At 53.7% G+C, this 14219-nt stretch carries 9 protein-coding genes; 3 read left to right on the top strand and 6 right to left on the bottom strand.

Features of this window, described 5'->3' with window-relative positions:
• Positions 1-360 precede the first annotated feature (360 nt).
• Positions 361-1887, top strand: coding sequence for a sulfatase family protein (locus SH302x_RS16775; RefSeq protein WP_479363550.1), 1527 nt, complete (start codon positions 361-363; stop codon positions 1885-1887).
• 5 nt (positions 1888-1892) lie between these two features.
• Here the strand turns inward: SH302x_RS16775 and SH302x_RS16770 are convergent, their stop codons facing one another.
• Complete coding sequence (locus SH302x_RS16770) at positions 1893-2993, bottom strand: glycosyltransferase family protein (RefSeq protein ID WP_479363549.1); 1101 nt, start codon at positions 2991-2993, stop codon at positions 1893-1895.
• A 286-nt stretch (positions 2994-3279) separates the two neighbouring features.
• Between SH302x_RS16770 and SH302x_RS16765 the strand changes: the two genes are divergently transcribed.
• Positions 3280-3540 carry a hypothetical protein gene (locus tag SH302x_RS16765; RefSeq protein WP_479363548.1) on the top strand — a complete coding sequence of 87 codons (261 nt, stop codon included), beginning with the start codon at positions 3280-3282 and terminating at the stop codon, positions 3538-3540.
• 51 nt (positions 3541-3591) lie between these two features.
• Complete coding sequence (locus SH302x_RS16760; protein ID WP_479363547.1) at positions 3592-4293, top strand: histidine phosphatase family protein; 702 nt, start codon at positions 3592-3594, stop codon at positions 4291-4293.
• Positions 4294-4401: 108 nt separating this feature from the next.
• Here the strand turns inward: SH302x_RS16760 and SH302x_RS16755 are convergent, their stop codons facing one another.
• The 5 genes from SH302x_RS16755 to SH302x_RS16735 all read right to left on the bottom strand — a co-directional run bounded on the left by SH302x_RS16755 (position 4402) and on the right by SH302x_RS16735 (position 13845).
• Entirely contained in the window at positions 4402-5784 is a 1383-nt protein-coding gene (locus tag SH302x_RS16755; RefSeq protein WP_479363546.1) for a DUF1552 domain-containing protein, read from the bottom strand.
• A 4-nt stretch (positions 5785-5788) separates the two neighbouring features.
• Positions 5789-9112, bottom strand: coding sequence for a DUF1592 domain-containing protein (locus tag SH302x_RS16750; protein ID WP_479363545.1), 3324 nt, complete (start codon positions 9110-9112; stop codon positions 5789-5791).
• Between the two features lie 415 nt (positions 9113-9527).
• A complete protein-coding gene (locus SH302x_RS16745; protein ID WP_479363544.1) occupies positions 9528-10907 on the bottom strand; it encodes a GntP family permease in 1380 nt (459 codons plus the stop codon).
• A gap of 44 nt (positions 10908-10951) precedes the next feature.
• The gene (locus tag SH302x_RS16740; protein ID WP_479363543.1) at positions 10952-13027 is read right to left on the bottom strand and encodes an FG-GAP repeat domain-containing protein; all 2076 of its coding nucleotides are present in this window, start codon (positions 13025-13027) and stop codon (positions 10952-10954) included.
• Between the two features lie 581 nt (positions 13028-13608).
• Positions 13609-13845, bottom strand: a complete 237-nt coding sequence (locus SH302x_RS16735; RefSeq protein ID WP_479363542.1) for a hypothetical protein — start codon at positions 13843-13845, stop codon at positions 13609-13611.
• Positions 13846-14219 lie beyond the last annotated feature (374 nt).

The following is a 14219-nucleotide window of genomic DNA, read 5'->3' as shown; positions in this document are numbered from 1 at the left end:
TTAAGCTTCGGATGACGCGATACGAGGTGGGATTTCGGAGGGATTCAAGGCGGGAGGGTCTGTTGGACCTGTCACAAGATCATACATCACGGCGACAGATTTTTCCATAGGCTAACTTGGTTTCGACGCCCCCTGCCCACGTGGCAGTATCGTCTTGGGGCAAGTGCTTCTTGCATTTTTTCCGGCAATGCTGCCTCATTTCCGAACTGTTCAAAGGCAAATGTCGCTCCTGCTGCGACGGACCGTTTCCATTTCGATATAATGAGCAAATCGGAAACCGATTCCCTACCTACATCTCGGCATCAGTCCGTCTTCTGACGAAAGCCCGCCGATCCTACCTTGAACCCACGAATCCCCCCTATGTCACAGCACTGTCACAATTTTTCGGACAAGAATTTCGCGACCTCACACTATGGGGCGGAATTTTGTTTTGCCGCGCGATTAACGTTGGCGATCATCACCGCGTTCGCTTTGCAATATCATGCCCGGGCGGATCAAACGCAGCCGCCCAATGTTATCGTTGTCTTTATCGATGATATGGGTTACGGCGACATTGAACCGTTCGGCAGCCAATCCTACGAAACGCCTAATCTGCAGCAGATGGCCCGCGACGGCAGATGCTTTACGAATTTCCTGGTTTCATCGGCGGTCTGCTCTGCCTCACGTGCCGCAATCATGACCGGCTGTTATCACGAACGAGTTGGAATCCGTGGAGCTTTGAACCATAGCAGTGTGATCGGAATTTCGGACTCGGAACTGACACTTGGTGAGCTGTGCAAGTCGAAAGGGTACGCGACGGCTTGCTTTGGCAAATGGCATCTAGGACACCATCCAAAATTTTTGCCCACCGAACACGGCTTTGACGAATACTTTGGTTTGCCCTATTCCAATGATATGTGGCCCGGTCCAATCGCAACGCGACATGCGATCCCTGAAGACCAATGGCGTTTTCCTCGCTTGCCTTTGTTTGAACAATCGACAATTGTCAATCCGGACGTGGATGATACGACGCAAGGTAATCTAACCAAGTGGTACACACAACGAGCGGTTTCCTTTATCGAACGTAACAAGGACAAACCCTTTTTGGTCTACTTGCCGCACTCGATGATTCATGTGCCGTTGTATGTCTCGAAAGAGTTTGAGAACAAGACGGGCAAGGGACTGTATGCCGATGTTGCGGCCGAACTAGATTGGTCGCTGGGCACGATCCGCGACACATTGGCCAAACTTGATTTAGCCGACAACACATTAGTCATCTTCACTTCCGATAATGGTCCTTGGCTATCCTATGGAAACCACGGCGGTACGGCCGGCGATCTGCGCGAAGGCAAAGGCACGAGCTTTGAAGGCGGTGTTCGCGTGCCAACCATCATGTGCTGGCCTGGCAAGATACCCGCCAACACTCGCACGAATACTTTGGCAGGCACTGTAGACATTCTGCCGACCATCGCAGAATTGATCGACGCAGAACTTCCTGATCACAAGATCGACGGTAAGTCGCTGGTCCAGATCATGCAAGGCGATGTCGACCAAGCTTCGCCACACGATTCGATACCGATCTATTACGCAGATGGGCAGTTGCAAGCCATCCGCAATTCAAACTTCAAACTTGTCTTTCCTCATCAATATCGATCGATGGAGAAAGACGCGTTGGGCTACGGCCTGGGTGGTAAAGATGGTGCGCCGGGCCGCTATGAAATGGTCTCCGTCACCCAAGAATCGCTTTACGATATGCGTGGCGATGGCCTTGAAGACGTCGACGTATCGGCCGAGCATCCAGATCAAGTTGTAGCACTTCGCGAGCAGGCGTCGAAGTGGCGGTCAGATCTTGGTGATTCATTAACCAAGCAAATAGGCACTGGCCGTCGGCCTCCAGGCAGGTTATAGCTGAACTACAACGACGATTCCTCGTAACGAGGCGATGAATTCGGCGATTTGCTGGGAACTAACAAATCTTCGCGAATCGAATTCAATTCGGTCAGTATCTCCGCTTCGCTAATCGTGCGTCGCGTCGCTACTGTTGGCAACTGACAAGTCTTCGCGAAACTTGCTTCCACGGCATAGTTCTGCACCGAAGGTCCGTTCTGCATCAGCCGATAGAGATACTCGCCCAAGACAATCATTCCAACCGACATGGAACCAAGTGCCGCTAGACATGAGAGCAGCAGACCACATGCGACAGTCGCGGCCGATACTCCCGCGAAAAGAGCGGCGATGGCGCTAATGGAACTGAATGTCGCCATGCCAACGATACTCGCTGCCGACCAGTACAACGCATGCATTGGCGATCGCGAATGGGAGATCAAGCTTTCACGCAACGAGCGGAAATGATTTCTGCCTCGTTGGAATAACGATTGAGGGCGTCGCCATGAATCTTCCATGCCGACGATAGCGCGACGAAAACCCAGTCTCGAGGTTTGCTGAGCGAGCGAGCGATTGTCTGCTGGCAAGGCTCGCAAAGCATCGACGACTCGTCTGTCTAATAAACAAAAATCAGCCGCACCGTAAGCGACTGGGACCGAGCAACGTCGTCCTGCCGCTCGGTAAAACGCCTTGATCAACCTTCGTCGACGGCTCAAATCATTTTCTTCTTCGCGAACAGCCAGAACGCATTCTGCGCCTTTACTCCACTTACGCAACATCTGAGCGATGGTGCGGACATCGTCTGTTCCATCTGCGCTCAGGGTCACATAAGCGTCCGCTTCGACCGCTTCCAGACCGGCTCGAATGGCAAGCTGATTGGATGTATGACTGGCCAACGTCACACAATAGATACTCGCTTCGCTAAAACATACTGCATCCAGATACTCCGCCATATGCGGCTTCACAATCCCATTGCGTACGATGACAAGCGTAAAGGGCATTCGCAAAGACCGAAGAACGGATCGAATATCATTGATGGTTCGCGGTGCGGCAAGCGTCTCGGCACTGATGGGAACTACGACTGCAAGCATCTTTTGAGACAATTGGGAACTAGCCGAAGTTGTGGACATCGAAAACGCCTTTGGTGGGAATCTGAGTTGTCGCCGTCGACGCAAGAGGTGAAAATGGAGGCAGCCGATTGCAGTCCGGCTTTCAAGGGAAGCTTGGTCAACGAATCAAAAAAACTGTACCCCAGAAATAGATTCTGTTTCAAAAAGGTAAACTTGTCCGCCTAAGGAAGTTCAATTGGTGATTATGAAAGTATCGATCTTGAGGAATGCGCCGATTGCTCAGATTCGAAATCCCGCTTACCATAGAGTCTGTATTCAATAGCGAGATCCATTCAAGCGACGAACCATGCAGAACACTCCTCCAACAAACTCCTGGGGCGCAAGCTGGCGATTGGCGTTGTACGTCTTTATGACGACATTGCTCAGCATCCTAGCCCTTGCCGTGAATATGGTTCTGATCTATATGGTGTTCACTTCGCTGGTCGAATACGTTCCTGAACAGGTGGCTATGTATGGCGGCCAACTATTTCTTTATATTGGCCCCTTTATGCTGTTGTTTCTTGAATGGTGGTTATGGGATCTGCTAGCGGATCCCTTCGGTAGGTAGTTTGCCTACGATGTCACCAAACGAAGGATTTCAAGGCACCGCTGCACCACGATGAGTAACTTTGGCTGTAAGTTTTTAATCATTCGCCACGCTCAGTCGGCCAACAACGCCTTGCCTGAACACCAGCGGGTCAGCGATCCTGGCTTGACGGAGCTGGGGCACTTGCAAGCTCGCTGCCTGGCGGAATACTTGTCCGATCAACCCATTACCAAGATCTATTGCAGCGGCTTTTTACGCTCCATCGATACCGCCGCTCCGCTGGCACATGCGCTAGGCATGCCTGCGTACGTGCACGCGAAATTGTTTGAGGTAAAAGGGTGCTACAGCGGCCATTTGCCTGGCAAGATGCGAGCTGAACCGGGGATGGGTCGTGCCGCGATTCTGAATCGGTTCTCACATTGGGAGATCGATCCCGCGATCAACGACGATGGTTGGCATCATGGCCGCAACATCGAACTGGAACATGAAGCCGATGCCCGAGCCAGCGACGTTGCCGCTTGGATGCATGCCATGGCTCAAACGCCTGTTGGGACACGTGAATCGACGATCGCGATGATCATTCACGCGGACTTCAAAGTGAAGCTCCTTTCGGCTATCGCTCGTCTAAACTCCGTCAACTTGGACGATTCGATTTGGTTGTACGATACACCGCGGAACACATCTGTCACGACCATTCGATACAAGGCGACCGATTGTAACATCGAGGCATACAACAACGTCGATCACTTAGCATCGCATTTAGTGACCGAATAACGAAAGTCGTCCAGTTGTTCGTAGTAACGCCTTCAGGCGGAATGATTCTACACATTCCCACGCACTTCCGCCGACAGGCCGGCCTGCAAACGAAGGCACTTCCACCAATCAACCCAACGGCTCGAAGCGTTGTCGCGAATCACCAAAGCTGGGCAACGACATTCCCATGCGATCCATGATCGACAAATACAAACTACAAGCACGACGGTTGTCCAGCGACTCTTGGCTAACATCAATCACGCGTCCATGCTGCAACGTTCCACCGCCCCCTCCGGCCAATAGCAATGGCATCTCCGTCGCTTGGTGACGGTCGCCATCAAACAAGTTCGAGCCAAACATCAAAATCGAATTGTCCAACAACGTTGCATCCCCTTCTTGAATGCCCTTCATGCGTTCCATCAAATAGGCTAATTGCTGGAAGTGGAATTGATTGGTCCGCAAGTACATGGCTTCTAGATCTGGTTTGCGGCCATTGTGTGTTAGGTCCAAATGCAAGCTCCCTTCAACGCCCTCAAGAAAACTGAAGTTCATCTGCGACAGATCATTATTGAGCATACAAGTTGCAATCCGCGTCTTATTCATCTGGAATGCAAGTACCATCAAATCCAGCATCAATTGCATGTGCTCCGCTACGTTCTGAGGCAAATCCTCCGCTGGGCGACCAAACGTCGGCTCGCTGATCGATGGCCGCCAGCCTTCCAGCGAATCGCCCTTGCGAGCTCGATCGATCCGCGTTTCAATGTCACGTATCGAATCGAAGTACTCATCAAGCTTCACGCGATCCGCCGCTGACACATGATTGCGAACTCGCTGAGCGTCTTGCAGCACGGCATCCAGGACACTGCGGTCCAGCTTCCGGTCTGAACCGTTGCCCAAGATTAGATCATAGACTCGAGCTGGATAAATCTCTTTCGTCGCTGGCTTGGTGTCCGTCGCCCACGAGATGCAGGAACCGTAGATCATTGACAGACCATCTTCGAGACGCAACTCCGTCGGCTCAACGCCCAACACAAGGCTTGGCAAATCCGTCTCACGGCCCAGTCGCTGAGCCATCAATTGATCCATCGACTTTCCAACACGAATCTCCGACTGGTCTTCGCTGACCCACGCTCCGGAAAGCATGTTGGCCATGCGGCCCATGTGCGGGCTAGGATGCAATGCGGCTTGCTCATTGAATAAGCCTTTGATGAACGTAAAGTCGGAACTGTGGGCCTGCAGCGGCTTCAAACATTCTCCATACTCGATCGCTGCACCTTGCTGACGCGCCCACCAATGCTCTGGCTCGACGCCATTGGAGAAGAATACGCAACCGAAGCGAACCGGCGGCGAGTTGTCTAAGGTATCGACATTGGCAAGTTTTCCTGTCTCTTCCGCTCGCACCTGCATCGAGCCCAGCCAAGGCAGCGCGAGACTGACGCCTGCCCCGCGCAGGCACTGGCCCAGAAAGCCTCGCCGCGCGATCGATTCTACTGGCTGCATTGAACGTTCCATGGGGTTAGTCTCCTTGAGTTTGAAGTGCAATGGTGGCCGCGTCGGCGGTTCCGCGTATCTTCCGAAACTGAGGGCTGCGTACGACGGTCATCACGGCTGTCGATATCCGCGAGTCCTCTTTCAAGTTCTCAGCCACTTGTTCGATCAACGCCGCATCGTAAATGGTCTCGGCGCGGCCCATCATGTATGCGACCAAACGTGCGGCGAATGTTCGACGAAAGCTTGCCTCTTGCAACACGAGGTACTTTTTTAGTCCGCTCAGCCCGTCGATCTCCGCACCGTCAACAGCCGTCCCCGACGCAATAATCTCGCGGCCATCGGCATACGTTTGCCGCCATCGGCCAAGCGTATCGAAGTTTTCAAGTGCAAAACCCAGCGGATCGATCCGCACATGGCAACTATTGCATTCCTCGCGAGTCCGATGAAGCGCCAGCCGCTCGGGTACCGTTAGCCCATCGGTCAGCACATCGTCAGCAGGAATTGAACCCGCATCGGCTGGCGGCGGAGGCACTGGTGTTCCAAGCACTCGGCGTAAAATCCAGTCTCCACGTTTGACCGGACTGGTTCGCAGAGGAGCCGAAGTCGTCGTCAATACGGCCCCCAAACTCAACAGCCCCCCCCGTGTTGATTGAGCGTCGGCAACCACGCGCCGCATTGCATGACCGTCGGCCGCATTCCACGTAAGTCCATAATGAGCGGCCGTGTTGGCGTCGACGAAACTGTAGTCGGCATCCAGTATTTCCGTGTAGGGGCGGTCTTTCCGGACCAGATATTCGAAGAATGAGATCGACTCGTCGTACAGCGACCGCTTAAGCCGTTCATTGAACTCAGGAAACTTGTTCGGATCGACTCCTCGGAATGAATCGAACTGATAAAAGCCAAACCATTGACCAAAGAACTCGGTCGCAAACCGCCTTGCTTTGTCCGAAGCCAACATCCGTCGCACTTGCGATTCAAGCTCTTGATCATCCGTTAGTTTCTCTGCCAGTACGCTGCGCAACAAGGTGTCGTCCGGCAATGACGACCAAAGCGAGAAGGATAAGCGGTTGGCCAACTCTTGATCGGTCAGTTCAGCGACCTCGCCACCGGTCGCAGAATTTTCAATTCGATACAAAAAGTCAGGACTTGTCAGCACACGTACCAGCGTCGCTCGAATCGCCGCGGGATGAGTCATTGAATGTTCGCTACGACAAGCATCGTAGAATTCAACAAGTCCGACGCGCTCGTCGGAATGTAACTCGCGTCGCCACGCATAATCTGCCAATCGCACCACATCATCTAGTTGCCCCACTTCTGCTTGTTGGCGATCAAATGCCATCTCATGGAACTCGTCTTGATAAGCCAGAACAAATCGTTGCACCGTATCGGGCAAAGTCTTGATCCAGCTCTTTTCAATATTGTCGATGTTCATCCCATCCGGCAAACTGATTTGATACTTCTGCAGCACAAAGTTGAGATTGACTTGATGATAATCGAACGACGTCAATAGATCGGTCCAAGCTCCATCCAGTAGCCGACGCTGAGTGTCTGGCAGCATGTACTTGTATAGAAAGTCATCCTCCCTCGCGTACTTGATCGCCGTATGAAAATAGTTCCGTTCGGGAACGTTGTAGGTGTTGTCGTACGGTTCTGGGATTGGATCGCGGTCGCTGGGCGTTGGTTCGCGATGTGAAATCTGCGGCAAGGCAGACGCGAATTGCTCGATGCCGCCAATCCATTGGTCAACTAATTTGCTATCGGCATCTCGCAATAACGATGAGTACTGCCGACCGCGTTGACTGGAGATATCTTCGATGATACAGCGTGTCACCGCATCCACTCCCAATACACTGTCCAAGCGTGTTTGCACGATCAGTTCGCCAAATCGACTGCCTTCAGGAATCTCGATCGCAATTTCCTTCGTTTGCCCTGCGTGCAACACGAAATCGTCGGCTGCAATCGAATCGCCATCTGGATTGCTCCCAAAGCTTAGCAGTGCCGCTTGATCGTCGCTCAGCACTGTCCGCAGCGGAACCGGATCGGGCTGGACAGCGCCCAAATTCCCGACCACGCGCACTCGAAATTTTGGCTGGTGAAAGATGACTGCAGCCGAATTGCCAATCTCTGGACTAGCAGGTTCAACCGTAAACCGAAACTTCAAGAACCGGTCGTTAGGATCAAACAAAGTCGCATTGTTCAGATCGGGCGTAAAGGTTGTGTTGTCCGCATTGCGTCGAATGCGCAGCGAAGCTCTCGCAATGAAGCTCGCTTCCGAAGGCAACTTGATCTGGCCACCGGTCAGCAGCGCGGCTTCTTCTTCCGCAGACGCCGACGCGGCGAAACGTTTCTGCCAGCTTTGCATCAATGCAAACAACTCGCTAGCCTCTTTTTCAATGCGACCAGCAATATCTTCCCCTGCAGACTGCGGCGGTGGAAATTGGTGCCAGCGATCGACCAGCGTGTTGAGCGGAAACTTGGGCGAACTTGAGTTCAAAACGTTGACAATGTGCTGTGCGAATCTCGGTTCGAGGTTCGCTTGCTTGGCTAGTTCTGCCAGCGAAGTGTCAGGAAGTCCCAGTTGGTCTCGATAACGATACTTCCATGCGACGACAAATGCGTCGGTAAAGCGATGCATGCCATAGGGCTCGCCACCTTCGCCGGCCGCCGCTCGAAAGCCGAACTGGCGGTAGATCTTCTGGATACGTTTGGCCGCGGAGATTTCGAGCCCAGTCTGGCCTGGGTCATCGAAAAAGTACAGCGAGCCTGCCCCGATCATGGCGTGGTCGGCAACATGTTTGGCCGTTTCCAAGTATCGTTCCAACGTCACGTCTTGCATGAACAGGGAAGTCGCGGAATTGGTGAAGCCTGAACCGCCAACGCCATCGCTGACCAATTTCGCTTGCACGTCGAACTGCACGCCGGTGAGATCCTCGATGCAGTATTCGTACTCTGCATTAGTCAACCGACGGATCAGGGCTGGACCTGGATCGTGTGCGAAATGACGCATCGTCGATTGCATCGCCGTTTGCAGTTGATCCACGACCGAAGCTCGCATAGCGTCGCTAGGTTGATCGGCATCTATTGGCGGCATGGATCGATCGCCGAGCACTCGCGTAATGTTGCGCCATAGAGGCAGGTGGCGATCCATCGAATCGCTGGAGAGCTGTTGCAGGTCCAGCCGAGCTTCCGCATCTGCCCCCTGGTGGCAGTCTAAGCAGTATTTGCTGACGAGCTGTTGCATTGCCGCGGGGACATGAAAGACCTCTTCCGCTTGAGCGAAGTGGCATGGGGAGTGCCACCACAGCGCAAGGGCGCTCAAGGCAATCAGCCGCATTCCTGATTTGACCATGGGATTGTGGGGTGGAAGGTAGGATTGGTGGGGGGTGGGGTGGGCAAGCGGTGTTGGTTTAACCGTCAGCCGCTGGGCGTACGCGACGTTGTTCGGTTAGCCAAACACACAACAACGCCAGCCATGCAATCCATTGTAGCAGTTTTTAACGGCGTCTTCACTCCCGCAGCAAGGTTTTTTGGAGAACTAACCCAACTTGAGGCGTACGTGTTCTCCACCCTCCCATTCTGGGAGGGTCGGCCGCGAGTTCCGCGAGCGTCCGGGGAGGGAGCACCATAACCGACGCCAACTCACCCGATGATCTCGCACCGCCTTCGTTTAACCGCGTGCCCATCGGGCCGCGTCGTCATCATCGCCATCACAAACGCGGGGCGATGCCCAACGCGGTTAAACGAAAGCCTTCTTACATCTCCCACTAATCGATACCGGGGATAAAATACGCCGCCAGCAGCGTTACCAAAAAGCCAGTCAGACCCATCACGGCCGTCAAGAAGCTCCACGTCTTCAATGTCTCGCCGGTCGTTAATACGCTCATCTTCGCAAATACCCAAAACCCACTATTGTTCATCCAATCTCCTATCAACGAACCACTGCCGATCGCGGTTGCCAGATAGATCATGTTGAACCCAAGCTGCTGCGAAGTGAAACCCATCGCACCAAACATCGCGGATGTCGTCAACATCGAAACGGTCCCAGAACCTTGCGCGAACTTCAACAGGACCGCAACCAGAAAAGCTGCCGTCAGTACCGTAAAACCAGACGCTGTATCGGAATCCCCCAATAGCCCTTGAATCGTACGGTCAATACCGCCAGCCGCCAACATCTTGCCAAATGCGCCGCCAGCCGCGGTAATCAAGATCACCACCCCACCACTCATCAACGATTGCTCAATCGATTCTCCCATTGCCGATAAAGACCGACCGCGATAGCGAATCACAAGATAGATTGAAATTGCCGCAGATATAAGCAGCGCTAAGTTTGGATTTCCTAGTATCCCTGTCACCGCCAAGGTATTCTCCCAAGCCACTGGATCGCTTTTCGAAAACGCCATCGCAGCGGTATTCATGGCGATCAATATCACAGGTAGTACGACGGGCAAAAGGGCACTGAGCAGCGGCGGCAAGTCTTCGTCGCGAAACGGCACCGTTTCCAGTTCACCCACATAAGGCCGCATCGGGATGTCTAACCATCGATTCAAGAACCAGCAGAACGCCAGCCCAACGATCGACATGCAGATCCCAATCGCACTGCCAACAACAATCATGAAACCTAAATCGATATTCAAGTTCGCGGCAATCGCCAGCGGCCCCGGCGTCGGTGGAACCATCGTATGCGTCACTGCTCCACCAGCCACGATGGCGGTGGTGTACAGGACATAGTTCTTGCGTTTGCTTTGCCACAGCGATCTGGCCAGCGGTACCAACAGATAAAACACGGTGTCGAAAAAGACCGGGACCGACAACACAAATCCGCTGCCCATTAAAGCCAGCGGCGCTCGCTGCTCTCCAAGCAACCTTGTGAACGATCGTACAATGCGGTCAGCCGCTCCGCTTTCCATTAAGCATTTGCCAATCACGGCGGCCAGCGCGATCACGATCCCCACCCCTGCTGCCGAATCGCCGAACGCTTTAGCGACACGTGAAATTTTATCGGCTGCGGCACCTTCTGCCATCAAACTGACCAGCATCGCGCCGGAAATCAACGCAAAGAACGCGTTGATCCGCATAAACAATATCAAGCCGATGACGACCGTGATTCCCACTACAAGAATCACGACCGGATACCAGTCAATCATTTCCGCCTCTGCTGCCGCCCCGTTTGCAACAAGCCCACGCTGGATCAATCGCCAACGTACGAAACTTGTAACTGTTCCGCCTGATCGATCGAATCGTACACCACTTGCAACCGCGTCCAATCCGAACCAGCGTCCGCTTGCAGTACTTTAAGTGGTCGCGGCGCGATCGCCGCCGCTACGTCGGGCACTAGCATACCAAGATTTTCGATCGACAAGGGGACGCTATCAAGTGTCAAGCGACGCGCCCGCGGATCCACAGCCGCTGCCAACAATGCGACTTGCGAGCCGAATGTACCTTGGCCATGCATCTCCACCGCGCCTCGATCCACTTGCGGCCAAGCTTCTAAAACATCGATGCACCGGATAGCGTTCCATACATGATCCTGCAATTCAGCTTTGGCCCAATCTGCCTTTACGTCCAACTCGATTCGCAGCACCACAGCCCCTTGGCTCAGTCCGCGTTGCACGATCGCATGTACCGCTTCACGTTCCTGCGCGTCATGAACAATCACCACTGCAGGCCTGCTTGCATCGGGCTGATCTTCCGTCATAGGCGGTGAGTCTAAGGCAGTCGCAGTTCGCTGCGCCAAACCAAGCGGCGTATGAATCTCTGCCGTTGCAATTCGATCAGGTTTAGCCGTAAATTGCACTTGAAAGTGTGAGCTCGATTCCTCGGCGACTTGCATATCTAGCGGCACGCGATGCCGCGGATGATTAAAGTCATCCATCGCGTGCTCAATCCTGCGAACGACGCCATAGCGTTGGTCTGCTGCGGTAAACTTCGCCAGATGCTTTTGTTCAAAAGCGGGTGCAATGCGGCCAGGACTTTCGCCGCGCACGAACGCCCGATCGAGCGTCGGTTCAAGCTGCGTAGCCAGCGGCCCGACCGCTGGTCCCGCACTACCTGCTGGCGGTCCTAAGTTCTCGAGCCAAAACAAACCATGGCGGCCTCCACACAATAGATCTAAATCGCCATCGCCATCCAAGTCGACCGCCTTCGGGTCCAAGCCATATCCGACCGGCTCGCCTTGCGTGATCGGCCAACGCTGCCAAGCTCTTGTCGTCGGGTCAAACTGATAGCGATAGCCGACCAAGGGATCGAATTCGCCAGGATCGGCTCCTTCATGAGGCAAGTAACGTTTGCCCACGACCAATTCGTTGCGACCATCGTTGTCCAAGTCGACCCACAAGGGTGAATGGCCGCCGGAAAAGTTTACATCGATGGTGTGACGCACCCACTCTATTTGATCACCTTGCCGCTGATGCTCCAACCAGTAACATCCGTAGTCATGTCCCATACACCACACAAGATCGTTGTCACCGTCACCATCGACGTCGACGACCAGGATCGGCACGCTAGCGCGGCCCAGGTCAAAATCGCGATGCATCAACCATCGCTGCTGACGCGGTTGCTGAGGTGCTTGAGCCCAACCGAATTGGCCGACGATGTCAGGCCGACCATCGCCATCGATGTCTCCACAACCGATTCCGTGCCCCGCCATTTCAGGTGGCAAGTCAATGCGGCTGAATCGAGGGCCCTGGTTAGCACTGGGTGCAGCGTTGTGTTCTGGCAGATCTATTGCCCACCAAGCAGCGAACTTGCTGCCATTGGGCAACAGATCTAGCTGCCCATCACTGTCGATATCATACAGCCGACCAGTTTCCATGCTTCCGGGTGTCTCAATCACATGCAGCGGCCAAGGTTCAAGGTTTGACGCAGGTTGTTGCGCCCATTGCAAGCTGCGGCTCCGCCAGTTCACAATCAACAAATCCAGTCGACCATCGCGATTGAGGTCCAGCGGTAGATGGGCATAACTGTCGGGGCGATTCCCAATGACCGCAACATCTCGCAGGAAGTGCGGCTGCCAATCGGGAGCAGCATACCAATGGGAACCGCACACAATATCCAGCAGCCCGTCTCGGTTGACATCGACAGCCGCTGCAGCAACATACTCGCTGTTTGGATTGACTGCGTGGACTTTGAATTCCAATTCTTCTGCCTGCAGTCCGCTGGTTGCGATGAGCGTAGCGGCAAATGCCCAAAAGCGATTGGCCCGTGCGAGAAACCGATCGGTCAAACGTGGCAAGCTTTTGATTTTATAAGCAGATAGCCGGGACATGGCAGCGCCTCGAGAACATGGGTCAGCAGCAAGATCTCTTAAAGTGGAAATTGTACCAGAAGCAGCGATCTTGGGCTTTCGAGCCGAAGGCTAGGCACAATTACTGCCGTGGCCGGTTCAGTCACGGTTTGCGACGTTATAAGTAAATTTTGCCAGCCCGTCGCGTCTAGCTCAAAATATCCGACGGCACTATTGCGAAGCCTGGACACAAGGCCCAGATGGACGTCGATGCTTGCACCGCAGCGCGATCCAAATCCCACTGGCTTGTCCAGTGGATCATTGGGTTTCTCGCTACACCAAAGAGCCCGCTACAACGGGAATCCCACCGGCTCGTCCGGTGGATTGTTCGGTTCCTCGCTAGTCAACATCGCTCTTTAGCAAGAAACGGAAACATCTCCCGGACAAGCCGGGAGCATTAGCTTTAGGATTCAGGGGGCCGACCCGTGTAGCGAGAAGTGAAAGTATCTCCCGGACAAGCCGGGAGCATTTGAAAGACAGAAGACCAAGGCACATTATTCTGAGACCGCGAGAACTGAGCGACCGTTGGGCTTGCCCCAACGCGTCGCAACAGGATTGGTGTGCTAAACTGATTGTCTTTGGAAAGGCCATTCATCGCTTGTATCAGGTGGCGGTAAAGTGCGGCCATCCTTCGCGTAAAGCTCTACAGCCTCACTAACGATCTCGCATAACTCAGCGAATACTGCCTTGGGATCATCACCGTGGCAACCACCTAAGACTAGTTTAGGGCAACACCCAATGAAACACTGATCCTCCTCCGACCAATAAACAATTTTTGCATAGCGGTCAGCATCACTCATTTTTTGCTCTCCTCGATTGCGTATTTTACGATTCTCTCTTGGTAACTTTTTGCATCATCGCCGAGTTTCCCCAAAATCGTTACGATGTCCTTCACCTTAGGATGTGCAAAGTTTCAATGACTTCCCTTTCCGCCTCGGTTCTTAAACCCAGCATTTTCTAGGTCGGCAATCAGCTCTCTTACTTTTCTAGGCATCTCTGGCTCCTTACCGTCCAAGTATACCTCGCCATGGTGTCAGCATCCATGACCGCCGTGTCGCTACGCTCCCTCTCATGCACCTGCTGTAAACCCAAGCTGTCTCCGAATCAATCTTCCCGTTGCCATCGGCATCCAGCAGCCAAGCTTAAAAATGCAACCCTTCGCCCCATGTCGGCT

It is taken from the genome of Njordella calcicola (assembly GCF_056494125.1).
Note: the sequence above shows the minus strand (reverse complement) of the source record. Positions and strands in the feature narration are given on the sequence as shown.